Source organism: Pseudomonas quebecensis, from assembly GCF_026410085.1.
GTDB lineage: Bacteria > Pseudomonadota > Gammaproteobacteria > Pseudomonadales > Pseudomonadaceae > Aquipseudomonas > Aquipseudomonas quebecensis.
Genome location: NZ_CP112866.1, coordinates 4,583,898 through 4,608,306 on the forward strand (window position 1 = coordinate 4,583,898; position 24,409 = coordinate 4,608,306).

25 protein-coding genes and 1 pseudogene are annotated in these 24,409 nt (G+C 63.2%); 16 read left to right on the forward strand and 10 right to left on the reverse strand.

All coding sequences use genetic code 11. From position 1 onward, the window contains the following. Positions 1-71 precede the first annotated feature (71 nt). A pseudogene (locus OSC50_RS21445) lies at positions 72-395 on the reverse strand (calcium:proton antiporter); the annotation flags it as partial. 193 nt (positions 396-588) lie between these two features. On the opposite strand from OSC50_RS21445, the gene OSC50_RS21450 reads away from it, so the two are divergent. After that, positions 589-1,542: an adenosine deaminase gene (locus OSC50_RS21450; RefSeq protein ID WP_181080841.1), complete on the forward strand. Its 954-nt coding sequence runs from the start codon at positions 589-591 to the stop codon at positions 1,540-1,542. Positions 1,543-1,591: 49 nt separating this feature from the next. On the opposite strand, the gene OSC50_RS21455 is transcribed toward OSC50_RS21450, so the two are convergent. The 3 genes from OSC50_RS21455 to vimR form a co-directional block, all read right to left on the reverse strand. Next, a complete protein-coding gene (locus OSC50_RS21455; protein ID WP_181080842.1) occupies positions 1,592-2,962 on the reverse strand; it encodes an MFS transporter in 1,371 nt (456 codons plus the stop codon). 110 nt (positions 2,963-3,072) lie between these two features. Continuing rightward, positions 3,073-3,762, reverse strand: coding sequence for an ArsR/SmtB family transcription factor (locus tag OSC50_RS21460; protein WP_266245745.1), 690 nt, complete (start codon positions 3,760-3,762; stop codon positions 3,073-3,075). 134 nt (positions 3,763-3,896) lie between these two features. Then, positions 3,897-4,826, reverse strand: a complete 930-nt coding sequence (gene vimR, locus OSC50_RS21465; protein WP_266245744.1) for a transcription regulator VimR — start codon at positions 4,824-4,826, stop codon at positions 3,897-3,899. 104 nt (positions 4,827-4,930) lie between these two features. On the opposite strand from vimR, the gene OSC50_RS21470 reads away from it, so the two are divergent. The 3 genes from OSC50_RS21470 to OSC50_RS21480 all read left to right on the forward strand — a co-directional run bounded on the left by OSC50_RS21470 (position 4,931) and on the right by OSC50_RS21480 (position 6,581). Beyond that, positions 4,931-5,224, forward strand: coding sequence for a putative quinol monooxygenase (locus OSC50_RS21470; RefSeq protein WP_253510303.1), 294 nt, complete (start codon positions 4,931-4,933; stop codon positions 5,222-5,224). A 24-nt stretch (positions 5,225-5,248) separates the two neighbouring features. After that, positions 5,249-6,262 (forward strand): zinc-binding alcohol dehydrogenase family protein, encoded by a 1,014-nt coding sequence (locus OSC50_RS21475; protein WP_253510301.1) that lies wholly within the window; start codon positions 5,249-5,251, stop codon positions 6,260-6,262. Positions 6,263-6,407: 145 nt separating this feature from the next. Further along, a complete protein-coding gene (locus OSC50_RS21480) occupies positions 6,408-6,581 on the forward strand; it encodes a hypothetical protein (protein ID WP_181080847.1) in 174 nt (57 codons plus the stop codon). Positions 6,582-6,590: 9 nt separating this feature from the next. Here OSC50_RS21480 and OSC50_RS21485 read toward each other — a convergent pair whose 3' ends face one another. Continuing rightward, positions 6,591-7,784, reverse strand: a complete 1,194-nt coding sequence (locus OSC50_RS21485) for a multidrug effflux MFS transporter (protein ID WP_266245741.1) — start codon at positions 7,782-7,784, stop codon at positions 6,591-6,593. A gap of 85 nt (positions 7,785-7,869) precedes the next feature. Beyond that, complete coding sequence (locus OSC50_RS21490; protein ID WP_181080849.1) at positions 7,870-8,061, reverse strand: heavy-metal-associated domain-containing protein; 192 nt, start codon at positions 8,059-8,061, stop codon at positions 7,870-7,872. Between the two features lie 148 nt (positions 8,062-8,209). Between OSC50_RS21490 and OSC50_RS21495 the strand changes: the two genes are divergently transcribed. From OSC50_RS21495 to cueR, 3 genes are all read left to right on the forward strand, one after another. After that, entirely contained in the window at positions 8,210-8,590 is a 381-nt protein-coding gene (locus tag OSC50_RS21495) for a hypothetical protein (protein ID WP_181080850.1), read from the forward strand. Between the two features lie 66 nt (positions 8,591-8,656). Next, complete coding sequence (locus tag OSC50_RS21500) at positions 8,657-10,858, forward strand: heavy metal translocating P-type ATPase (RefSeq protein WP_266245739.1); 2,202 nt, start codon at positions 8,657-8,659, stop codon at positions 10,856-10,858. Beyond that, complete coding sequence (cueR, locus tag OSC50_RS21505; protein WP_266245737.1) at positions 10,855-11,256, forward strand: Cu(I)-responsive transcriptional regulator; 402 nt, start codon at positions 10,855-10,857, stop codon at positions 11,254-11,256. The genes OSC50_RS21500 and cueR overlap by 4 nt, the downstream gene beginning before the upstream one ends. 383 nt (positions 11,257-11,639) lie before the next feature. On the opposite strand, the gene OSC50_RS21510 is transcribed toward cueR, so the two are convergent. Next, positions 11,640-12,539: a PA4780 family RIO1-like protein kinase gene (locus OSC50_RS21510; RefSeq protein ID WP_181080853.1), complete on the reverse strand. Its 900-nt coding sequence runs from the start codon at positions 12,537-12,539 to the stop codon at positions 11,640-11,642. A gap of 134 nt (positions 12,540-12,673) precedes the next feature. Next, positions 12,674-13,951: an acetyl-CoA C-acetyltransferase gene (locus OSC50_RS21515; protein ID WP_266245735.1), complete on the reverse strand. Its 1,278-nt coding sequence runs from the start codon at positions 13,949-13,951 to the stop codon at positions 12,674-12,676. A 109-nt stretch (positions 13,952-14,060) separates the two neighbouring features. On the opposite strand from OSC50_RS21515, the gene OSC50_RS21520 reads away from it, so the two are divergent. Both OSC50_RS21520 and OSC50_RS21525 read left to right on the forward strand, forming a co-directional pair. After that, positions 14,061-15,413, forward strand: coding sequence for a 3-oxoacyl-ACP reductase (locus tag OSC50_RS21520; protein ID WP_266245733.1), 1,353 nt, complete (start codon positions 14,061-14,063; stop codon positions 15,411-15,413). Between the two features lie 2 nt (positions 15,414-15,415). Then, positions 15,416-16,264 carry a MaoC family dehydratase gene (locus OSC50_RS21525; protein WP_181080856.1) on the forward strand — a complete coding sequence of 283 codons (849 nt, stop codon included), beginning with the start codon at positions 15,416-15,418 and terminating at the stop codon, positions 16,262-16,264. Positions 16,265-16,278: 14 nt separating this feature from the next. Here OSC50_RS21525 and OSC50_RS21530 read toward each other — a convergent pair whose 3' ends face one another. Both OSC50_RS21530 and OSC50_RS21535 read right to left on the reverse strand, forming a co-directional pair. Beyond that, positions 16,279-16,689, reverse strand: coding sequence for a response regulator (locus OSC50_RS21530; RefSeq protein ID WP_181080857.1), 411 nt, complete (start codon positions 16,687-16,689; stop codon positions 16,279-16,281). Positions 16,690-16,749: 60 nt separating this feature from the next. Continuing rightward, entirely contained in the window at positions 16,750-16,941 is a 192-nt protein-coding gene (locus tag OSC50_RS21535; protein ID WP_181080858.1) for a Flp family type IVb pilin, read from the reverse strand. A 332-nt stretch (positions 16,942-17,273) separates the two neighbouring features. On the opposite strand from OSC50_RS21535, the gene cpaB reads away from it, so the two are divergent. The 7 genes from cpaB to OSC50_RS21570 are packed head-to-tail and all read left to right on the forward strand — an operon-like array spanning position 17,274 to position 24,403. Continuing rightward, complete coding sequence (gene cpaB, locus OSC50_RS21540; protein WP_266245731.1) at positions 17,274-18,206, forward strand: Flp pilus assembly protein CpaB; 933 nt, start codon at positions 17,274-17,276, stop codon at positions 18,204-18,206. A 19-nt stretch (positions 18,207-18,225) separates the two neighbouring features. Beyond that, complete coding sequence (locus tag OSC50_RS21545; RefSeq protein ID WP_253510291.1) at positions 18,226-19,443, forward strand: type II and III secretion system protein family protein; 1,218 nt, start codon at positions 18,226-18,228, stop codon at positions 19,441-19,443. Beyond that, positions 19,440-20,633 (forward strand): CpaE/TadZ family protein, encoded by a 1,194-nt coding sequence (locus OSC50_RS21550; RefSeq protein WP_181080861.1) that lies wholly within the window; start codon positions 19,440-19,442, stop codon positions 20,631-20,633. The genes OSC50_RS21545 and OSC50_RS21550 overlap by 4 nt, the downstream gene beginning before the upstream one ends. Continuing rightward, positions 20,630-21,898, forward strand: a complete 1,269-nt coding sequence (locus OSC50_RS21555) for a TadA family conjugal transfer-associated ATPase (protein WP_266245729.1) — start codon at positions 20,630-20,632, stop codon at positions 21,896-21,898. The genes OSC50_RS21550 and OSC50_RS21555 overlap by 4 nt, the downstream gene beginning before the upstream one ends. 11 nt (positions 21,899-21,909) lie before the next feature. Next, positions 21,910-22,791, forward strand: coding sequence for a type II secretion system F family protein (locus tag OSC50_RS21560; protein ID WP_181080863.1), 882 nt, complete (start codon positions 21,910-21,912; stop codon positions 22,789-22,791). 1 nt (position 22,792) lies between these two features. Then, positions 22,793-23,680 carry a type II secretion system F family protein gene (locus tag OSC50_RS21565; RefSeq protein ID WP_253510285.1) on the forward strand — a complete coding sequence of 296 codons (888 nt, stop codon included), beginning with the start codon at positions 22,793-22,795 and terminating at the stop codon, positions 23,678-23,680. Between the two features lie 12 nt (positions 23,681-23,692). Then, positions 23,693-24,403: a tetratricopeptide repeat protein gene (locus OSC50_RS21570; protein ID WP_253510282.1), complete on the forward strand. Its 711-nt coding sequence runs from the start codon at positions 23,693-23,695 to the stop codon at positions 24,401-24,403. The last annotated feature ends 6 nt before the right edge of the window (positions 24,404-24,409 follow it).

Here is a 24,409-nt window from a genome sequence, read left to right on the forward strand (position 1 = left end):
ATCTTCCCCATTAAGAGCAAGAGCAGGTCAAAGCCTAAGGGCTTTGACACCAAAGCGGAGTGTGTCTAGAAAATCACCGCCGAGTAAATGGTGTCGCGCACCAGGGTCGGTGACGGTTCGTTACTCATCATGATCGCCAGGATCACCACCTCCACCAGCACGGCAGCGAGTGTCAGGATCATGGTGCCGTAGGGGTCGCCGACTTTTTCCGCCAGTTGCTCGGCATGGTGCGCCACGCGCATCGACGCCATCACGATAAACGCAATCAACGCCAACCCCGCGAGCAACGCCACCATTTGCCCGCTGTGCAGCATCCAATGCTCCAGCGGATAGGCGGCGATGGCGGCAATCAGCGCCAGCAGCATGAATTTTTCTTGCTTGAGGGATGTGAGCATTCCGGGCCTTTTAGTGCGGCAAATCAGTCATTGATGGGGTACAGACTGCGCCACGCCGCTAACGTTTCGTTACACCTTAGTTCACGTCGCCCTTGCGCGAGTTAAACCAATACTCTCCTGCTGGTCAGGTTTTGCCGATTATTTCAGCCATGGCCTGTAGAATGCGGCGATTGCACCTGATGAGAATTTAGACATGTACGATTGGCTCAACGCCCTGCCCAAGGCCGAACTGCACCTGCACCTGGAGGGCTCGCTGGAGCCTGAGCTGCTGTTTGCCCTGGCCGAGCGCAATAAAATCGCGCTGCCGTGGAACGACGTCGACACCCTGCGCAAGGCCTACGCCTTCAACAACCTGCAAGAATTTCTCGACCTGTACTACCAGGGCGCCGATGTACTGCGCACCTCCCAGGACTTCTATGACCTGACCTGGGCCTACCTGCTGCGTTGCAAAGCCCAGAATGTGATCCACACCGAACCATTCTTCGATCCGCAAACCCACACCGATCGTGGCATCCCCTTCGAAGTGGTGCTGAACGGCATCGCCGCCGCGCTCAAAGATGGCGAACAGCAATTGGGTATCACCAGCGGTTTGATCCTCAGCTTCCTGCGCCACCTGAGCGAAGCAGAAGCCGAGAAAACCCTGGACCAGGCCCTGCCGTTCCGCGATGCGTTCGTGGCCGTTGGCCTGGACAGCTCGGAAATGGGCCACCCGCCAAGCAAGTTCCAGCGCGTGTTCGATCGCGCACGGCATGAAGGCTTCCTCACCGTGGCCCACGCCGGCGAAGAAGGCCCACCGGAATACATCTGGGAAGCCCTCGACCTGCTGAAAATCGAGCGTATCGACCACGGCGTGCGCGCTATCGAAGACGAGCGCCTGATGCAACGCATTATCGACGAACAGATCCCGCTCACCGTGTGCCCGTTGTCCAACACCAAGCTCTGCGTGTTCGACGACATGGCCCAGCACAACATCCTCGACATGCTCGAACGGGGCGTGAAAGTGACGGTGAACTCGGACGACCCGGCGTATTTCGGCGGCTATGTCACCGAAAACTTCCACGCGCTGTATGAATCCTTGGGCATGACCCAGGACCAGGCCAAACGCCTGGCGCAGAACAGCCTGGATGCGCGGTTGATCAAGCCGTAACGAAAAAGGGAGGGCGCCTGCACCCTCCCTTCTTTTTTGGCCACGGTTTTCAGGCTTCGGCCAATTCTTCGAGGGTCTTGCCCTTCGTCTCCATCCCGAACACCCACACCACCAGCGCCGCCACCGCAAAACACAACGCGCCCAGGGCAAACACCCCACCCTGCCCGGTCACCGGAAATACCAGTCCGGTCACCAGCGGCCCGAGCAATGAGCCGACCCGACCGATCGCCGAGGCGAACCCGGACCCGGTCGCTCGCGCCGAGGTGGGGTACAACTCCGGCGTGTAGGTATAGAGCACCGCCCACATGCCAAACAAAAAGAACTGCATCAACAGTCCGGTGGTGATCAGCAAACCGACATTGCCGCCAAACACCGCACTCTGCCCATACAGAAACGCCATCACACCGCCGCCCAGCAGCGTCACCACGCACACCGGCTTACGCCCCCAGCGCTCGACCAACCAGGCCGCCATCAAAAAGCCGGGAATCCCGCCCAGGGAAATGATCACCGTGTAATACACCGATTGGGTCACCGCAAAACCGGACTGCTGCAACAGCGCGCTCAGCCATGAGGTCAGCCCGTAGAAACCGAGCAAGGCAAAGAACCAGACGCTCCAGATCATCAGCGTGCGCCGGCGATACTGCGCCGACCACAATTGCTGGAATGCCGAAAAGAAATTCCCCGGCACGCTCTGCACCCGTGGCAGGCCAATCGGTTCCGGCAAGTCGGCGCGGCCCAGGGAGGTGCGCACTTTGTGCTCGATCCCCAGCAACACTTTGTCCGCCGCGTCATGGCGTCCAGCCTGTTCCAACCAGCGCGGCGACTCAGGGATGAAAAAGCGAATCGCCAGCACAAACACCGCCGGTACCGCCAGCACCAGGAAGATGTCGCGCCAGCCGATCACCGGCAGCAGGAAATACGAGAGCACCCCCGCCGCGACAAAGCCCAACGGCCAGAAACCGTCCATCAACGCGATATAACGCCCGCGTGCCTTGGCCGGGATCAGCTCGGACAGCATCGACTGCGCAATCGGAAACTCCATGCCCATGCCGATCCCCAGCAGGATACGAAACAGCGTCAACATCTCCACGGATTGCGCCGTCGAACACAGGTAGCTGGCAATCCCCCACAACACAATGCTCCACTGGAACACCGGCTTACGCCCGAAACGATCGGCAAGCATCCCGGACAAAGACGCGCCCACCACCATGCCGAAAAAACTCGAACTGGCGAGCAGACCTGCCTGGGCGGTGCTCAAGCCGAATTCGGCTTTGATCGAACCCAGCAGGAACGTCATCATCGCCAGGTCCATGGAGTCGAAGAAAAACGCCAAGGCGATGATGATAAAAATCACCCGGTGATAACCGCTGATGGGTAACCGTTCGAGCCGTTCCGCCGCACTGAAACCTTGCATACCCATGCCGCACCCCCTGTTGAAAAAAACCCTCGGCGAGTGTGCGGCATGCTTTTTCCGGGTTATTGCTGGATGCGACCTGATTGAAACTCTAAGCGACGACCGTGCGGCCAGCCTTACTCGTTCGCGGCCAGGCGAGCGATCTCCGCGTGCCCCACGGCATTGATCTGCAGGGCCTGGGACTCGTTGACCAGGCTGACCCAATTGGACTGCAGGAACAGCTGCAACAACCCCGCACCCAATGTACCGCCCAGATGCGGATGCTGTTGGCTCCAGTCAAAACAATCGCACGCCAGGGGCGAGGCCAGCGCCTGGGTAAAAATACCCAGGCTCGCCAACCGATGCGCGCCTTTGACGGTGATATCCAGGCGCTGTTCATAACGCTCGATCCACCCCGCCGCCCTCATGCGCGCGTACAACCCCGCCGCCAGCTCGCCCCCCAGGTGGCCATGGCACAGCCGCGCTTGGCGCAATGCCGGCGGTGCCGCCAGGACCGGCAACGGAGCATCCGGCGAGGCGCGGGCCGCACTGGCCAGGGTAGTGCTGGCCAAGGCATCGATGGCATGGCTGACATCGGCGGCCGCCACACGGAACAGGCGCCGGCCACGTCGAGCCTCGGCGCGCAGCAGCCCACTGCCGATGAGCCGCGCCAAATGCGCATTGGCCGACGCCGGCGTCAGCCCGGCCAGCCTCGCCAACTCCTCCGACGACTTGGCGGAACCGTCCATCAAGGCCCAGAGCATGGCAATGCGTTTTGGCTCGGCCAGCAAGCCAGCGATCTGGCTGATACAAGGTGCTGCTTCCATCTGTTCACTCCCTGTCGAATCACGTTTCTGCTGCGGTTGGCGGCAAAGTATAGGTGCGCCAACCGCCGGTTCCGCGCGGTCTTACAGCGTGGATAGGGACGGAACCTGAGTGAAATTTCCTGCTGTGATGGAGTCTATTGGTCGGTGCCTGCCGGCTCCGGCATCTGCGCGGTCAGGATCGCACAGCGGGACACAAGCATTTCCCGCAACAGGTTGATCGGTTTGCTCAAGTGCGTCCGGTGCGCACACAACAGATTGAGCGGCGTTGCCTGGCCGCGCAGTTGCGGCAGGACCAGGCGCAGACGCCCGGCGAGCACGTCGGTGCTTACATCCAGCCAGGATTTATAGGCGATGCCCACACCGGCCACGGCCCAGCGCCGCACCACATCGGCGTCATCGCTGAAACGGTTGCCGCTGACCGTCAGACTGATATCGCGCTTGCCGTCGTGAAAAACCCAATGGTCATGCACGCGGCCGCCGAGCCTATACAACAGGCAATTGTGCTGGGCCAGTTGCTCCAGGTGCCGGGGTTCGCCGTGACGCGCCAGGTAGCTGGGGGCGGCACACAGCACGCGAACATTGTTCGGCGCCACCGGCAACGCCACCAGGCTGGAGTCCTCGGGTTCGCCGTAGCGCAGGGCGATATCCACCGGCTGGCGAAACAGGTCGGCGATCCGATCGCCCAGCAACAGGCGCACATTGAGTTGCGGGTGTTCACGCTGGAAGTCATCCAGCCACGGCAATAACTGGTTACGGCCGAAGTCCGACGGTGCCGACAGTTGCAGGACTCCGCTGACATGGTCCTGCCCGCTGGCCAACAAGCGCCGCCCCTCATCCAGGGAACCCAGCGCCGCGCGGGCATACTCAAGAAACCCCTCGCCTTCGGCGGTCAAGCGCAGGCTACGGGTGGAGCGCGCCAGCAAACGCGCGCCCAGCTGCTGCTCGATGCGCTTGAGCGCCGCACTGGCCACGGCCGGCGACAAGTCCATCACCCGCGCCGCCGCCGACAGGCTGCCCAAATCCGCCGCACGTACAAACAGTTGCAAATCGTCAAAGCGCAGCATTATCAAAATTCCATTGAAACAGCCCGCTGTTTTAGCCGCTTTTATGTTGCCTGGAAATAGCCAATCATCTGCCCATCCCATTGCCAACGTGCCAGGAGTCGCTTATGTCCGCTGCCTTTAACGTTATCGCCACACTGATCGCCAAACCCGGCCAACAGGCCACCCTGGAAACCCTGCTGCGCGGCCTGCTGGCACCCACGCGCCATGAAGCCGGCTGCGAGCAATACGACCTGCACCAGGACCAGCAGCACCCCGAAACCTTCTACATGCTCGAACGCTGGCGCGACGATGCTGCGTTGGCCGCCCACGACCAGAGCGCGCATATCCAGGACTTCCGCGCCCAAGCGGCGGATGTACTCGAACATTTCGAACTCAAGCGCCTGAATTTTCTGGCCTGATCACTGCCCTTTTCCGGAGCCCCCATGAAAGCCATTGCCTACTACGCGTCATTGCCCATCAACGACCCACAGTCCCTGCAAGACATCGAACTGCCGGCCCCCGTCGCCGGCCCGCGCGACCTGCTGGTGGAAGTCAAAGCCATCTCGGTCAACCCGGTGGACACCAAGGTGCGCCAGAACGTCGCCCCGGAACCCGGTACCGCCAAGGTGCTGGGCTGGGATGTCGCCGGCGTGGTCAAGGCGGTCGGCAGCGACGTGAGCCTGTTCAAGGCTGGCGACAAAGTGTTCTACGCCGGTTCCCTGACGCGCCCGGGCGGCAACAGCGAGTTGCACACGGTGGACGAACGCATCGTCGGGCATATGCCCAAAAGCCTGGGCTTTGCCGAAGCCGCCGCGCTGCCGCTGACCGCTATCACGGCCTGGGAGCTGCTGTTCGAGCGCCTGCAGATCCGCGAGGGCAAGGAGGATCAAGGCCAGAGTCTGCTGATCGTGGGTGCCGCCGGCGGTGTGGGTTCGATCCTGACCCAATTGGCCCGCCAACTGACAGCGTTAAAGGTGATCGGCACCGCCTCGCGCCCGGAAACCCAGGCATGGGCCAAAGCACTGGGCGCCCATCGGGTGATCGACCACAGCCAGCCGCTGAGCGAAGCCTTGCACCAGGCGGGCGAGGCGCAAGTGACTCATGTCGCCAGCCTGACCCAGACCGAGCACCACTTGGACCAACTGGTCGAAGCGCTGCAACCTCAGGGCAAGCTCGCGCTGATCGACGACCCCAAGGCGCTGGACGTGAGCAAGCTCAAGCGCAAGAGCCTGTCGCTGCACTGGGAATTCATGTACACGCGCTCGATGTTTGAGACGCCGGACATGATCGAACAGCACCACCTGCTCAATCGCGTGGCTGAACTGATCGACGCCGGCACGCTGGAAACCACGGTGGGCGAGCACTTCGGTGCGATCAACGCAGCGAACCTGCGTCGGGCCCACGCGTTGCTGGAGAGCGGCAAGGCCAAGGGCAAGATCGTGCTGGAAGGTTTCTGACAGCCGTCTGTGGGCGCCGTCTGTTATTCGTGTGAGTGATAGACGGCGCCACTAGTCAGAGAGTTGACCTTTGTCATATTTGCGAGCGCATTCGGGTTTATATTGGCCGCCTTTGCCACGATTCTTTTACGTGAGGAAGTCAGCAATGAAGATCCTGATAAAAGCGTTAGCAAAATCCCAGTGGGAGGTCCGCCTGGACCACAAAGCCATTACCTTTCGCAGTGAAGCCGAGGCCCGTGCCTTTGCCGAGACCCTGCAAGCGCGCATCCAGGCGCCGCACGCTTTCCCGATCAGCCAGCAACGCGCCGCCGCTGGCTGAAACCGTCCGTCAGCCCTGCGCCTGCAAGGCCCTGGCCCGTTGCAGGCGCAAGGTCGACATGGCCACCGTCACCGCCAATAACCCGCACAAGCTGATGACCATCGCCATCGGCAAGGCCGTCCCATCGTGTAACACCCCGACCAGCGACGCCGCTCCCGCGGCCACGCCGAACTGAATGCAACCGAGCAACGCCGACGCGCTGCCGGCCCGAGCGCCTTGGCCGGCCATGGCGCACGCCGAGGTATTGGGCAGGATGCAGCCCAGACTGGCGATGCAAATAAACAGCGGCACCAGCAACGGCCACAACGCGTCGGTGCGCAACGCGGCCACACCCAGCAGCGTCAGCGCTGCCGCCACATACACCCACACCGTGCGCGACAGCAGGAACGCAGGGCCACGCTTGGCCAACAGACGCGCATTGAGCTGGGCCACCAGGATAAAACCCGCAGCGTTGGAGCCGAACACCCAGCCGTAGTGCTCGGCGGGTACGCCGTAGAGTTTGATAAATACGAAAGGTGAGCCTGCGATGTAGGCAAACATCCCGGCAATCGACAATGCGCCGGTGAGGGCATAGCCGAGGTAGACACGGTCCGAGGCCAACTGAAGGTAACGACGCAACGAGCCGGACAACGGCTGGCGCGGTTGATGGGCCGGGAAGGTTTCCGGCAGTCCCACCGCTACGGCGACGGCGGCCATCACACTGAAGATCGACAGCGCCAGAAAGATCGACTGCCAGCCCCACAAGCCCACCATCAAACCGCCGGCCAGCGGCGCAAGGATCGGCGCCAGGCCAGTCACCAGCATCAGTTGGGAGAACACTTTGGCCGAGCCCACGGGGTCGCACTTGTCGCTGACCACCGCGCGGGAAATCACCATCCCCGCACAGCCGCCCAGGGCCTGCACGAAGCGCGCGCCGATCAGCCATTCCAGGGACGGCGCAAAGGCACAGGCGAAAGAGGCCAGGGTAAACAGGGTCACGCCGCTGAGCAGCGGCCCACGCCGACCGAAACGGTCCGCCAGCGGGCCGTAGATCAATTGGCCGATGGCCAGGCCGGCAAAATACACCGCCAGGGTCAGCTGGATATGTTTTTCATCGGTGGCGAAGGCCGTGGCCATCGATGGAAAACCAGGCAGGTAAAAATCGATCGCCAGCGGCGCGAAGGCGCTCAAGGCGCCCAGGATCAGAATGATGCGAAGGTTCATCGGGCACCCAAGTGAGTCGGCAGCCCGACAGTCTAGCCGCGCTTGGGTGCCTTGAACATTACGATAGCTCGCTAACTATTAAAAATCAGACGACGGTGTAGCCTTCTTCCTTGATCAGCCCGGCGATCGTTTCGCGGCTCAGTTGGCTCTGCACGCTGACCTGCTTGGCCGCCAGGTCTACCGTCACTTCGGCTGCCGGATCCCGGCTCTTCACCGCCTGGGTCACCGCTTTAACGCAATGGCCGCAGGTCATTCCTTCCACAGTGAACACTTGCATGACATGACTCCTTTGATGAGGTTGAACCCAGTCTCGACCTTGCCACGATGGCAAGGTCAAGTTCCTGAGAAATCGGCCGGGCTGGTATTCGGGAGCGACGTCGGCCAAGCTTGAACTTTCCCAAGCTGTGAACCACGGAGTACTCGCCATGCGCTGGTCGTTTTTTGGCCTTGTGGGCCTGATGAGCTTGTCTGCCGCCGCGCCCCAGGCCCTGGCCGCTGAAGACTATGCGGTACTGATCATTTCCAGGGAGCGCCTGGAAGTGCCGACCAACTGCGAGATCGGCCTGTACCTCAACGATCAGTTGGCGGGTCGGCTGTTCCAGGAGCAGTCCACCTCGTTCAACTTGCCGGCGGGCAATCTGTCGCTGCGTCTCAAGCTGCTGCCGGGTCAGTCACCGGGCTGCCTGCCAGGCCTGCTGGCACCGCCGGCGCAGAACATTACGTTGAAGGTCGGCGACGTACGCAAGCTGCGTATCGCCCAAGGCCCGGACGGCATGTACCTCAAGCCCGCCGCACTGGAATACTGAAGGCGCTTGACCTTACCCACAGGTCAAGGTTGATCCTGGGGGCTACTTCTCCTGGAGGACTGCCCCATGAATGGAACCACCACCTTTGACCTGCCCATCGGCGGCATGACCTGCGCCAGCTGCGCCGGCCGTGTCGAGCGCGCGCTGGGCAAGGTGCCGGGGGTGCAGAGCGTCAGCGTCAATCTGGCCAATGAGCGTGCTCACGTCGAAGTCCTCGGCCAGATAGACCCCAGCGTGCTGATCGCCGCCGTCGACAAAGCCGGCTACAGCGCCAGCCTGCCGCAGACCGAAACCCGCACCGCCGCCGATCAAGCCCAGCGCCTGCGCCGCGAGCGCTGGGCCTTGCTGCTGGCCATGGTTCTGGCATTGCCCCTGGTGCTGCCGATGCTGGTGCAGCCGTTCGGCCTGCATTGGATGCTGCCGGCCTGGGTGCAATTCGCCCTGGCCACCCCGGTGCAATTTATCCTCGGCGCGCGTTTTTACGTGGCCGCCTGGAAAGCCGTGCGCGCCGGAGCGGGCAATATGGATTTGCTGGTCGCCATCGGCACCAGCGCCGGTTACGGCCTGAGTGTGTACGAATGGCTCACCGCTCCGGCCGGCAGCATGCCGCATCTGTATTTTGAAGCTTCTGCGGTGGTGATCGCCCTGATCCTGCTGGGCAAATACCTGGAAAGCCGCGCCAAGCGCCAGACCGCCAGCGCCATCCGCGCCCTGGAAGCCTTGCGCCCCGAACGGGCGACCCGCGTGCGCGATGGCCATGAGCAAGAGGTGGCAATCACCGCCCTGTCGCTCAACGACGTGGTCAGCGTCAAACCCGGCGAGCGTTTCCCGGTGGACGGTGAGGTGATCGAAGGTCAGAGCCATGCCGACGAAGCCTTGATCAGCGGCGAGAGTTTGCCGGTGCCCAAACAGCCCGGCGACAAGGTCACCGGCGGCGCCATCAACGGTGAAGGTCGCTTGCTGGTGCGCACCACCGCGCTGGGCGCCGAAAGCGTCCTGGCGCGGATCATCCGCCTGGTGGAAGACGCCCAGGCCGCCAAGGCGCCGATCCAGAAACTGGTGGATAAAGTCAGCCGCGTGTTTGTACCGGCCGTACTGGTGCTGGCGCTGATTACGCTGCTGGGCTGGTGGCTGTACGGTGCGCCGCTGGAAACCGCCATTATCAATGCGGTCGCGGTGCTGGTGATCGCCTGCCCTTGCGCCCTGGGCCTGGCCACACCCACCGCGATCATGGCCGGCACCGGCGTGGCGGCGCGTCATGGCATTCTGATCAAGGACGCCGAAGCCTTGGAGCGCGCCCATGAAGTGAGCGCCGTGGTGTTCGACAAGACCGGTACCCTCACCTCCGGCGCGCCCAGGATCGCGCACCTGATCGCGGTAAATGGCGATCAAGCCCAACTGTTGCAACAGGCTGGTGCCCTGCAACGCGGCAGTGAACACCCCTTGGCCAATGCGGTGCTGCAGGCCTGCCAAGAACAGCAGTTGAGCATCGCCGATGTCAGCGCCAGCCAATCCCTGACTGGGCGCGGTATCGCCGGCACCCTCGATGGTCGGCCACTGGCCTTGGGCAATCGTCGGCTGCTCGAAGACAGCGGCCTCACCCCCGGCGACCTGGCGGATACCGCCCAGGCCTGGGAGGCCGAAGGTCGCACGTTGTCCTGGTTGATCGAGCAAGGCGCGCAACCCCGGGTGCTGGGGCTGTTCGCGTTTGGCGATACCCTCAAGCCCGGTGCGCTGCAGGCCGTGGGGCAACTCAAGGCCCAGGGCATCAGCAGCCATCTGCTCACCGGTGACAACCGTGGCAGCGCGCGGGTGGTGGCGCAGGCGCTGGGCATCGATGATGTGCATGCCGAAGTGCTGCCCGCCGACAAAGCCGCCACCGTTACCACGCTGAAAAAAACCAATGTGGTGGCGATGGTCGGCGATGGTATCAATGACGCCCCGGCGCTGGCGGCCGCCGATATCGGCATCGCCATGGGCGGTGGCACCGATGTGGCCATGCACGCCGCCGGCATTACCCTGATGCGCGGCGACCCGCGCCTGGTTCCGGCCGCGCTGGAGATCAGCCGCAAGACCTACGCCAAGATCCGGCAGAACCTATTCTGGGCCTTTGTGTATAACTTGATTGGCATTCCCCTGGCGGCGTTCGGCCTGCTCAACCCGGTGCTGGCGGGCGCGGCGATGGCGTTGTCCAGCGTCAGCGTAGTGAGCAATGCCTTGCTGTTGAAAACCTGGAAACCCAAGGATGTGGAGGATCAACACCCATGAACATCGGCCAAGCCGCCCGGCAAAGCGGCCTCAGCGCCAAGATGATTCGCTACTACGAATCCATCGGCCTGTTGAAAGCAGCTCACCGCACTGACAGCGGCTACCGCGTCTACGGCGCGGATGACCTGCACACATTGGCGTTTATCAAACGCGCGCGGGATCTGGGGTTTTCCCTGGAGGAAGTCGGCAAGCTGCTGACCTTGTGGCAGGACCGCAATCGCGCCAGCGCCGACGTAAAAGCCCTGGCGCGCCAGCACATCGACGCACTCAACCAGAAAATCCTGGAACTGGGCCAACTGCGCGACACCTTGCAGGACCTGGTGGAACACTGTCAGGGCGATGACCGGCCCGATTGCCCGATTCTTAAGGAGTTGGCGTCCGGCTCTTGCTGCTCCTAAGGGCATACGCAAAACCAATGTGGGAGAGAGCTTGCCCGATAGCGGTGGATCAGCCAGCCGTTGCGGTAACTGAAACGCTGCCATCGGGGCATAGGTATCTTCACAAGTCTTAAAGGCGGACACATAACGCTGTGGTGAGCAGGCTTGCCCTGCGCTGGGGCGCGAAGCGGCCCCTCTCCGCACACTGTGGCGTATCAGGCCAAACCGGTTGTCAGGTTTTAGGGCCGCTTCGCAGCCCACCGCAGGGCAAGCCTGCTCACCACAAAAACCTCACTTTCTCAGGTTATGTTTTCTACCGAAGCTGTGTAGATACCTGTGCCACCGGGGGCAAGTCGAATCGTCGCACCGCCCCTCCCACCTGTTGATCTGCATGCAGCCGAAGACTATTGCATCCAGGGCGGCGGCGGTGGCTCGTCGGGGGTTTTGCTCGACGGCGCATCATCCGCCGCTCGAATCGCCTGGCGGCGCTCTTCATCCAGCCGCGCCGCTTCGATCTCACGGATCACGCCGCCGACATCCGCCAGCTCTTCGGGCTCGTCGAACTCGCCGGTCAAGACGCTGCCCGGGTGCAAGGTACCGGCTTCGTACAAGGCCCACATTTCCTTGGCGTACTTGGTCTTTTTCAACTCCGGGGCAAAGCGCCCGAAGTAGGAAGCCATGTTGCCCACGTCGCGTTCCAGCATGCTGAATGCATGGTTGTTGCCCGCCGCATCCACTGCCTGGGGCAAGTCGATGATCACCGGGCCGGTCGGCGTGAGCAGCACGTTGAATTCGGACAGGTCACCGTGCACCAGACCGGTACACAGCATCAGCACGATCTGTGAAATCAGAAAGGCGTGGTACTCGCGGGCCTGATCCGGCTCCAGCACCACGTCGTTCAGACGCGGCGCGGCATCGCCATACTCATCGGCCACCAGTTCCATCAACAGCACGCCTTCGAGAAAGTCGTACGGCTGCGGCACGCGTACACCGGCGCCGGCCAAGCGGAACAACGCCGCGACTTCGGCGTTCTGCCAGGCGTCCTCGGTTTCTTTCTTGCCGAACTTGGAACCCTTGGCCATGGCCCGGGCCTGACGGCTGTTACGGACCTTACGGCCTTCCTGGTATTCGGATGCCTGACGAAAACTTCGTTTATTCGCCTCCTTGTAAACCTTGGCGCAACGCAATTCGTTGCCGCAGCGCACCACATAAACAGCTGCTTCTTTACCACTCATGAGTGGGCGCAGCACTTCGTCGACCAGACCGTCTTCGATCAGGGGTTCAATGCGTTTAGGAGTCTTCATCAGCTTTTATTGTGGGTCCTTTGTTACCAAATACGCGTATGGCACTCGTTATACGGCAATCGGCTCGCTGGTGGGAGAGGCGACTGATCTTTGCCCGTTGAAGAATGCAACCAATAGGCCAATTAAGGGCGCCCTCAGCGCTCGATGATCGCCGTCACACCTTGCCCACCCGCGGCGCAGATCGAGATCAGCCCACGGCCCTTGCCCGCCGTCGCCAGCAATTTGGCCAGGTTCGCGACAATGCGCCCGCCGGTAGCGGCAAACGGATGCCCCGCCGCCAGGGAACTGCCCTTGACGTTGAGACGGCTGCGGTCAATCGCGCCCAATGGCGCGTCCAGCGCCAGGCGAGTCTTGCAGTAATCGGCATCTTCCCAGGCCTTGAGCGTGCACAACACTTGGGCGGCGAAGGCTTCGTGGATCTCGTAGTAATCGAAGTCCTGCAATGTAAGACCATTCCTGGCCAGCAAGCGCGGCACCGCATACACCGGCGCCATCAGCAGGCCTTCGGCACCGTTGACGAAATCCACCGCCGCCGCTTCGCCATCGCGCAGATAGGCCAGGATCGGCAAGCCGCGCTCCTGGGCCCACGCCTCGCTGCCCAGTAACACCAGGGATGCGCCGTCCGTCAACGGGGTGGAATTGCCGGCGGTGAGCGTGCCCATCTCGCTGCGTTCAAACGCCGGCTTGAGGGCGGCGAGTTTCTCCAGCGTCAGGTCGGGGCGCAGGTTGTTGTCGCGGGTCAGGCCCAAAAACGGGGTGGTCAGGTCGTCGTGCCAGCCTTCGGCGTAAGCGGCGGCCATTTTCCGGTGGCTCTCCAGGGCGAGTTGGTCCTGCTCGTCGCGGGGGATCTGCCAGGTCTGCGCCATCAACTCGCAATGCTGGCCCATGGACAAACCGGTGCGCGGTTCGCCATTGCGCGGCAGCTCGGGCTTGAGGTGATGGGGACGAAGTTGTAACAGGACTTTCAGTTTATCCGCCACGGACTTGCTGCGATTGGCCTGCAGCAGAATCCTGCGCAGGCCTTCGTTCACGCCGATGGGCGCGTCGGAGGTGGTGTCCACGCCGCCGGCAATGCCGCATTCGATCTGGCCCAGGGCAATTTTGTTGGCCACCAGCAGCGCCGCCTCCAGCCCGGTGCCGCAGGCCTGCTGAATGTCGTAGGCGGGGGTTTGCGGGGACAGGCGCGAGCCGAGTACGCATTCGCGGGTCAGGTTGAAATCCCGCGAATGCTTGAGCACCGCCCCGGCGGCCACTTCACCCAGACGCAGGCCGTGCAGGTTGTAGCGCTCGATCAAGCCTTCCAGGGCGGCCGTCAGCATCGCCTGGTTGCTCGCCGTGGCGTAAGGGCCATTGGAGCGGGCGAAAGGAATGCGGTTACCGCCAATGATCGCTACACGCCGCAATTGAGTCATGGAAAGCTCCCTGTGTGTGATGGGCCGGGGTGGGACCGTTAAGCCTAGTCGAACGACTGCTACCCTGGGATGGTCAACCCTTTGAACCCCAGCCTTCGGAGAGCGTTCCATGTCTGACCGTTATATCGACTTCGCCAACTCCAGCCTCGGCCAGCGCCTGGTCGCCGCCATTGGCCTGCCGTCGCCGGGACGCCTGGAACGCTGGCAGGCCGGGCGCCTGCGTCCCGTCGAGGGCGCCTTGCTGCTCGGTGGCGGCGCGTTGGCGGCCCAGGTGCTGCCGTTCGCCAACAAACTCACCGACGCCGTCTACAGCTACGGCGCCGAATCGCTGGGCGCCCCTGCGTGGATCCCCGGCCACGGGCCCAAGCTCAAGGCGGTGGTGTTCGACGCCAGTGGCCTGCAGCACACCGATTCGCTCAAGCAACTGCGCGAATTCTTTCAGCCGCTGCTGAAAAATCTCGACCATAGCGCCCACTTGGTGATCCTCGGTCGCGCCCCGGAAAGCCTCAGCGATCCGTTCGCCGCCAGCGCCCAGCGCGCCCTGGAAGGCTTCAGCCGCTCCTTGGCCAAGGAACTGCGTAACGGCGGCGTGCTGCAGTTGCTGTATGTCGGCGACGGTGCCGAGGCGCAACTGGAAGGTGCGCTGCGTTTCTTCCTGTCGCCGAAAAGCGCCTACATCTCAGGCCAGGTGATTCGTCTGCAGGCCTGCGACACCCCGGTGGAGGACTGGACACGTCCGTTGGCGCGGCGCAAGGCTTTGGTCACCGGCGCCGCCCGTGGCATCGGCGCGGCCATCGCCGAAACCCTGGCCCGTGACGGCGCGCAGGTGATCCTGCTCGACGTGCCCCAGGCCAAGGCCGATCTGGAAGCCCTCGCCGCTCGCCTGGGCGCCCGCACCGTCGTATTGGATATCTGCGCCGAGGACGCCGCCACGCAGTTGATTGAACACCTGCCCGACGGCCTCGACATTCTGGTGCATAACGCCGGCATCACCCGCGACAAGACCCTGGCCAATATGACCCCGGAATATTGGGATGCGGTATTGGCGGTCAACCTGGATGCGCCGCAGGTACTGACCAAAGCCCTGCTCGACAGCGGCACCCTGCACGACAACGCCCGCGTGGTGCTGCTGGCCTCCATCAGCGGCATCGCCGGCAACCGCGGGCAAACCAATTACGCCGCGAGCAAGGCCGGCTTGATTGGCCTGGCCGAAGCCTGGGCGCCATCGCTCAAACCTCGGGGCATCAGCATCAATGCCGTCGCCCCCGGGTTTATCGAAACCCAGATGACCGCGCATATTCCGTTCGCCCTGCGTGAAGCCGGGCGGCGCATGAGTTCGCTGGGCCAGGGCGGTTTGCCTCAGGATGTCGCCGAGGCCGTGGCGTGGCTGGGCCAGCCCGGCTCCGGCGCGGTCAGCGGGCAAGCGCTGCGGGTGTGCGGGCAAAGTCTATTGGGAGCGTGAACATGCAGTGGCAGACCTTAAACAACCGACCGTTCCTGCCGCCACTGTATTGGCGCGCGGCGCTCAAGCGCAGGATCAGCGGCAGCATGCTGCCCGACCGGGGGCTGCGCTGCCGGGTCAGCGTCGATCCCAAGGCGGTGGCGGCGTATCGCAAGGTATGCGGCTTTGCCGACAGCCCGATGTTGCCCGCCACCTACCCGCATATCCTCGCTTTCGGCGTGCAGATGCAGTTACTCACCGACACCTCGTTCCCGTTCCCTCTGCTGGGGCTGATCCATCTGAGCAACCGTATCCGCGTCCACCGCCCACTGGGAGGCGTGGGCGAACTGTGGGTCGGCGTGCATGCGCAGAACCTCAAGCCACACGCCAAAGGCGCGACTTTTGACCTGATCACCACCGTCGAAGACGCCCTCGGCCTGCTCTGGGAAGGCGAGAGCCGCATGCTGTGCCGGGGCGTGAAGCTGCCAGGCGAAGCCACGGATGAGCCGTTGCCCACGCCCATCCAGGTCAGCGAACTGACGCGCTGGAACGCCCCCGCCGATATCGGCCGCCGCTACGCGCGGGTGTCCGGCGACTACAACCCGATCCACCTCAGCGCCCTCACCGCCAGGCTGTTCGGTTTTCCCCAGGCCATTGCCCACGGCTTGTGGAACAAGGCGCACAGCCTGGCCGCCTTGGGTGAGCACTTGCCCGCGGCCAATATCGAGTTGTACGTGGAGTTCCGCAAACCGGTGCGATTGCCCAGCGACCTGCGGTTATCGGCCAGCGCGGCCGGTTCCAGTGGCGAGTGGGTACTGAACGGGAGCGGCGGGATCGAGCATATGGTCGGCAAGTGGCAGCCGATCGGCTGAAAGGCAACCGATGCTCATGGCTTTAGTCGTGTGGGCCGCACGGGAAACAGGTTATTCAACGTATCGATCAACCGCACCAGGTAGATCGGTTTGCGAAACAGGTCCAGCACCTGCAGGCGCAGCAGGTCGCTGACATCATCCATCTCGGCATGGCCGGTCATGACGATCACCGGCAGGTGCGAGCGCTCGGTATGTTCGCGCAGGCGCTTGATCAGGGAGATGCCGCTTTCCTCGGGCATGCGCAGGTCGGTGATCACCAGTGCGATGTCCGGGTGCAGCGTGAGTTCCTGCAGGGCAAAGGTGACCGAGGTGGCGGTGTAGCATTCGAACCCTTCGTTCTCAAGGGACTCAGCAAGCTCAACCAGCGCGTCCTCTTCGTCGTCCACCAAAAGAATTTGCTGGCGGGTTGGCGAAGAGGCGCTCATAGACATTCCCTAATTGAAAAAATACTTAAAGGAAGATGGCCACGCGTGATACCGACGGTCTCAGGTGGTCATCTTCGTCGCAATACTGTCGAAGATCGATTTGATCTTGTCGCCAAGCCCTGCCCCGGCGCCAACAATTACTAATGCAACCAGCGCCACGATAATGGCGTATTCGATACCTGACGCCCCTTCGTCGCGCTTGAAAAACAGTTGCGCCTGCACGTAAAGCTTCAACATCTGGTCAAGGAACATAAGACTTCTCCCTAATACGACACAGCAAGCCGTTATGGCTCTAGCGCGGATCATCGCGGCGTGCCTTTAGAGCATTGTCAACAAACCCCAGCCTCACAACTGTAATAACGGATTAATCACAAAGTATTAGTCGTAAAGTTCGCGCCGCGCCAGCGCGCACCTGGTGCAGATGCAGTTTACGAGGCGGATTAATTTTCCCGAGGTTAATGGCGTTTCGTCCTACCTGAGCTACCGTCAAATAGCCAAATCGTTACATGTTCATCACAGCCAGGTTGCGAATTAACTCGTTTGGATAGACGGGTAGGCAGTGCAACGCAAGGAGGAGAGCCGTCATGAACAGTCGCATCAGCATGGCGCTGGCCGGCTTGCTGCTCATCGGGGCATTGATCGCGGGGTATTGGGGGCTGGTGTTAAGTCGCACGCCCGAACCTGTCGCCGCCCCCGTCGTTTCCGTGGAAAGCACCGCTGCCGCCGTCGAAGACCAGACCCGGCGCCCCGTGGTGGTGCTGGTACATGACGTGCCCGCGTTCGTCCCTCTCACCGCTGCCGACCTGGCGCTGGAAAACCTGCGCACCGTGCCCGCCGGTAGCCTCACGGAACTCGACCAGGCCATCGGCCGCCGGCCGTTGCGCGCCTTGGGCGCGGGCACCTGGCTCAATGATCAAAGCTTCAGCGAAGGCGGTCCGCTGGCGCGCATGATTCGCCCGGACGAACGCGCGCTGGCCGTCGCGGTGGACGAAGTGATCGGCGCCGCCGGGCAACTGAGCCCCGGTGATTACGTGGATGTGCTGCTGTTTCTGGCGCGGGACACCGATAATGCGCAACAGTCGGCACAGATCATCATTCCCGCGCTGCGCCTGCTCAGCGTCGGCGATCAACTGGGCCTGGCCAACGACGGCCAGCCCGCCGTGCCGCCGCCGGTCACCGTGGAAGAACGCGCCCAGGCTGCCCAACGCCGGGCGGGCGCACGCACCGTGGTGCTGGCAGTGCCGGAGCCTTTGTTGAGTCGCCTGATGCTTGCGGCGCAAGCAGGTACGTTGCGCCTGGCCGTGCGCAGCGCCGATGAACAGTTGCTTGGCAGGTACTGGGCCGGCGAAAGCGATCCCACGAGCACACTCGCCGAGGCCAACCGCGACCTCTACCAATTTACCCAACTGGCTCTGATCGGCCCGCCCAAAAGCCCCGCGCAGAGCGACACCGCCCCAGCCGTCCGCCGAGGTATCGAAGTGATACGCGGCGCCCAGGCCGCTCAACAAACCCCATGACCGCGCAAGGATGCCGTGAATGAGCCATCGCTACGCCCGCCCCTTCGCGCCCCTGGCCTGGGCCTTGCTGCTGATATGCCTGCCGGTGGATAGGGCGTTGGCGGCGTCGAGTAATTGCAGCGCCCTGGGCCCCTTGCCGGCGGTGCTCGAAGTCGGCGAGGGCCTGCAACAGGAAGTGCAATCGCCGGTCGCCATCACCCGTCTGGCGATCGGCGACCCGAAAATCGCCGATGTGCGGGTCAACGGCGATCGTCACTTCCTGCTCACCGGCGTCGGCAGTGGCGCCACCAGCCTGATGGTCTGGACCGCCTGCGCCAGCGTGCCCCGCCAAAGCATGGTGTTCGTCAAGGGCAAGGCCACGGCGGCGCTCACCAGCCTGTCATTGTCGCCATCCCAGGATCCGCTGCTGCCCAGCCAGGTGCAGACCGACATCCGCTTCGTCGAAGTCAGTCGCAGCAAACTCAAGGAAGCCAGCACCCGCTTGCTCGGCAACGGCAGCAACTTTTTCTTCGGCAGTCCCAATCTGCTGTCCCCGTCGGAAGGCGTGTTCAAGCTGCCGGTGAGCGCCGACAGTTTCAACATCGGTTTTGGCGGCGGGCGGGTCAAGGCCATGATCAACGCGTTGGAGCGCAGCGGTTTTGCCTATACCCTCGCACGCCCCAGCCTGGTGGCCATGAGCGGCCAGAGCGCCAGTTTCCTCGCCGGCGGTGAAGTGCCCGTGCCGGTGCCGAGCGCCGGCAGCGACAGCATCTCCATCGAATACAAAGAGTTCGGCATCCGCCTGACGCTCACGCCCACGGTGATCGACCGCACCCGCATCACCCTTAAGGTCGCGCCGGAAGTCAGCGAACTGGACTACAGCAACGCCGTGCAGATCCAGGGCATCCAAGTGCCGGCGCTGACCGTGCGCCGCACCGACACCAGCGTGTCCCTGGCCGATGGCGAAAGTTTTGTGATCAGCGGGCTGATCAGCACCAATGCACGCTCCACTATTAACAAATTTCCGGGACTGGGGGATATCCCGATTCTCGGCGCGTTTTTTCGCGACGCCAACAGCAGCCGCGAAGAAAAAGAGTTGCTGATGATCGTCACCCCGCACCTGGTGCAGCCACTGGCTGCCAACGCGCAATTGCCATCGCTGCCCGGTGAAAAACTGCGCAGCTACGATCCGAATTGGTACCGCTTGTTCTTCCTCGAAAACGGCGACTTCGACCGTCGCAGTGGACTGTCCCAATGAGCAATAGCCTGAGCCAGACCTTCCTGGCCATTACCCGCAACAGCGTCGACCTGGAGTGGCTGCAGGGCGCCCTTGCGCCCCTCGGCCAAGTGGTCGGTGCCGGGGGTGGCAGCCTGGACGAACTGCTTGCCCTGGTGGACGTGACCTTCGCCAACCTGGTGTTCATCGGGCTAGACCGCGACAACGTGGTGGCCCAGAGCGCACTGATCGAAGGTGCCCTGGAAGCCAAGCCGATGCTGGCGATCGTCGCCCTCGGCGACGGCATGGACAACCAGTTGGTGCTCAATGCGATGCGGGCCGGCGCGCGGGATTTTGTCGCCTACGGCTCACGCTCAAGCGAAGTGGCCGGGCTGGTACGCCGCCTGAGCAAACGTCTGCCGCCCAGCGCGCCGAATGCGCACCTGGGCGGGCTTACCGTGCTCTACGGCACCCAGGGCAATGGCGACGGTGCCCTGCTGGCCAGCCACCTGGCCATGGTGGTGCAAAAGAGCGGGCAGCAGACCCTGTTGCTCGACCTGGGCCTGCCGCGCGGCGACAGCCTGGCGCTGCTGGGCCTGGAAAGCACCTTCAACTTCGGCGATGCCCTGCGCCATCTGCGGCGCCTGGACACTACGTTGATCGACAGCGCCTTCGCCCGCGCCGATGACAACCTGCGCATCCTGGCCTATGCCGGCCACGACGAGCCCCTGGAACTGACCAGCGCCGCCGAGGTGTACATGCTGCTCAGCGCCCTGCGCCAGCACTTCCAGCACATCGTCGTGAACCTCACCGGGCAGACCGACAGCGAAGCCCTGCGCACCTTCGTCAGCCACTGCGACAAGCTGCTGTGGTGCACCGACCAGAGTGTGCTCGATTGCCGGCGCAACCTGGCGGTGCTCAACCTGTGGCGGGAAAAAGGCATGAAACTCGAACACGCCAAGCTGCTGATCGACCGCCACCTCAAAAGCTGCGCGCCGGACATCGACACCTTGGAAAAGACCTACGGCCTGGAATGCGTCGCGGTGCTGCCCCTGAGCGCGGAATTGCGCATGAATGCCAAAAACCAGGGGCAAAGCCTGTTCAGCCTGGCCCCCCGAGAGACCTTGACCCAAGGCCTGCGCACCCTCGGCGAACGCCTGGCCAGACGCTCCGAAGGCATGCAGAAACCGTCGGCGCGCTGGTTCGAACGTCTGCGCAGGTCGCAACGATGAACGGCGAGAAACTGTTCGGCGGCCCGGCCCGCGCCCCCGGGCACAACGACCATGACGGGCTGAAACTGGTGTTGCACCGCTACATCATCGATGCCATCGAGGAGTCGGGCAAAAACCTGCTGGAAGGCACGCGCCAATCCCTGGCGCAGTTGGTGATCGATAAAGTGTCGGAATACATCACGCGCATGCACCTGGCGGTTTCCCGTTACGAGATGGAGCGTCTGGCCGAAGAAATCGTCGACGAACTGACCGGTTTCGGCCCACTGGAAGTGCTGCTGCGCGACCCGGCGGTGACCGAGATACTGGTCAACGGCCCGCACCGGGTGTTTATCGAGCGCGAAGGCCTGCTGCACCAGAGCGACCTGCGTTTTATCGATGCGCACCATGTGGAGCGGGTGATGCAGCGAATCCTCGCACCGTTGGGCCGGCGCCTGGACGAATCGTCACCCATGGTCGATGCGCGGTTGCCGGACGGCAGCCGGGTCAACGCGATTATCCCGCCGATTGCGCTGGATGGGCCCTGCCTGTCGATACGCAAGTTCCGCAAAGACATGCTCAAGAGCAGCGACCTGGTGGCGATGCAAACCATCGACCACAGCATCTTCGAGTTTTTTCAGGACGCGGTGGGCAAGCGTTGCAACATCCTGATCAGCGGCGGCACCGGCACCGGCAAGACCACGCTGCTCAATATCCTCAGCCAATTGATCAACCCCCACGAACGCCTGGTCACCATCGAAGACGTCGCCGAACTGCAATTGGGCCACCCACACGTGGTGCGCCTGGAAACCCGCCCGCCGAATGCCGAGGGGCATGGCGAGGTCAAGGCCAGCGACCTGATCCGCAACGCCCTGAGGATGCGCCCGGACCGCATCATCCTCGGTGAAATCCGCGGCGTGGAAGTGCTCGATGTACTCACCGCGATGAACACCGGTCACGACGGTTCCATGAGCACCGTGCATGCCAACAACGCCCAGGATGCGCTGCTGCGCCTGGAAACCCTGGTGGACCTCACCGGCCGTGTGGTCGCGGAAAAAACCCTGCGCCAGATGATCTGCGCGGCGCTGGACGTAGTGATCCAACTCACCCGCCTGCCCGATGGCCGGCGCTGCGTGAGCGAGGTGGTGGAAGTGGTGGGCGTGCGCGATGACATTTACGTCACCAACACGCTGTTTCGCCTGGACCGACGCACTGCCGTCGGGTTCGTGCGCGAAGCGCTCAACCCGGCGGGCGACAAACTGCGCCGCGAAAGCGCGCTGCCGCAGTAAGGAGAAGCACGGTGTCCGGAACCTTCCTGCTGCTGATCTGCATCATCCTGGTGGCGCTGTCTTTCAGCCTGTTCCAGAGCGGCGTGCGCCGAGCCAGCAGCGAACGTGTGCTGGAGCGGCTCGCCGAAGGCCAGCCTGCGAAGGCACCGACCCGCGCTGCGTGGGCCGGCCTGGAACGCATGTTCCAACGCGCCGGCCTGGGCAAGCCCACCGAGCGCCTGGGCCTGTGGCTTTTCGGCTGGGCGCTGGGTGCATTGCTCGGGCTGCTGGTAGCCCAATGGCCAGGCCTGCTGCTGATGCTTGTGCTGCCACCACTGATCGCACGCGCCTACATCGCCTGGCGCTATCAACACCGCGTACGCCGAATGATCGAACAACTGCCGTCGCTGCTGGACTACACCGTGCGCAGTCTGAAGTCGGGACGCACCCTCGCCGACGCGGTGCTTGGCGGTATCGACGCGGCCGACGAACCGCTCAAGCAAGCCATGGGGCGCATCCAGCGTAACGTGCAACTGGGGGTGAGCCTGCCGGATTCGGTGCATGACTTCGCGGAGTTCTACGAGCGCGATGAGTTTCGCCTGTTTGCCCTGGGTCTCAAGGTCAACCACCGCTACGGCGGCAACGCCAGCGAGTTGCTGGAAAACCTGATCAAGATGATCCGCGAAAAAGAACAGGGCGCGCGCCAGCTCAAGGCCATGACTGGGGAAACGCGCATGACCGCTTACGTGCTGGCCGGCCTGCCGGTGTGCATGGTCGGGTACTTCATGTTCGCCAACCCGCACTATCTGATGACCATGTGGAACGACGAAACCGGGCGCTGGATGCTGTTCGGCGCCCTGGCCATGGAGCTGACCGGCAGCTTCGTGATGTGGCGCATGTTGCGGAGTATCTGAGATGGCCCTGCTGGCGAGCGCGCTGATGTTTCTTGCGGCCTTGGTGCTGGTGGCCGGCCATTGGCTGGAACAGCGCCGCCGCCGGCGCCTGATCAACCTGCGCCTGCAGGGGCAGATCACCCGCCAGGCGCGGCTCGGCAGCCTGATGCGGCATCTGGGCGCCAGCACACTGGCCCAGCGCTCCGTTACTCTGGACACCGAAACCCAGACCCTGCTCAACCGTGTCGGCTGGCGCAAGGCCAATCAGCGCTCGATGTTTGCCGCGTGCCAGGTCGGTACACCGCTGGTGCTGCTCGGCCTGACCCTGGTGGGCCAGCAACTGCTGTACCCGCACACGCCGTCGCCGTGGATCGCCCCGCTGGTGGCGCTGGGCCTGGGCTATCTGTTGCCCAAGCGCATCCTGGCATCCACGGCCAAACGCCGGCAGCAACGCATTGCCATCGAGATAGCCACCTTTATCCCGCTGCTGCGCATCATGTTCGAATCGGGCATGGCGGTTGAGCAGGCCCTGCGCGTGCTGAGCAGCGAGGGCCAGCGCCTGCTGCCGGAGTTGACCCAGGAGCTGCGGCTGGTCCTGGCCCGCGTCGATTCGGGCCTGGAGCTGGGCGAAGAATTAGGCAAGACCGCACGCGTGCTGGCCGTGGATGAGTTCAACGACACCTGCACCATCCTCCAGCAACTGATCCTGCAGGGCGGCGGTGCGATGAAATCGCTGCTGGCCCTCAAGCAGTTGCTCGACGACCGACGCCTGACCCATTTGCAGGAATACATCTCCAAGATGTCGGCAAAAATGTCGGTGGTGATGATGGTGTTCCTGTTCCCGGCCTTGCTGATCGTGCTGGGCGGTCCGGCCTTTATCGGTATCGCCCGTGCACTCAGCCACTTTTGAGGAAAGCCCCCGATGAAAATACTGATTGCCGGACTGGCTCTGATGATGCTCGGCGGCTGCGCTGCCAATGGCCAGTCACCGTGGGCGACGTTGACCACGCCCGGCAATTGCGCCAAGCCAGGTTCGGAACAGGAACTGGCGCTGAACCTGGCCGACGACCTCGCCAACGAGGGCAAGCTGCACGCCAGCCTGGCCAACCTGCAAAGTCTGCCCGATGCGCTGCCCCAGGTGCGCCAGCGCAAGGCCCGGGCTTATCGCTTGCTCGGACGCAGTGAGGCCGAGCCGTTGTATCGCAGCCTGCTCGGCACCTGTATGACCGCCGAAGGCGAACATGGCCTGGGCCAACTGGCCGCCGCCAAGGGCGACAATGCCCAGGCCATGACCCATCTTCAACGGGCGGCGCGGCTGGCGCCCACCGACGAGAAAATCCGCAATGATCTGGGCGTGGTTTACCTCAAGCAACGGCGCCTGGAGGACGCGCGTTTCGAGTTCCTGACCGCCATCGAACTCAAGCAAGGCGACCCATTGGCCGCCGTCAACCTGATAACGCTGTTGATTTACCAGGACGACTGGGGGCAAGCGGCAAAAGTGGTCAGCCAACTGGGACTGAGCCCTGAACAGGTCACCGAAGCCCAGGAACGTGCCGAGGCACTCAAGGCCGCCGGCGCAACGGCGCACAACGTCGCGACGGGCGGCGCCGCGCCACCTGTGACCGTGCAATAGGAGTCG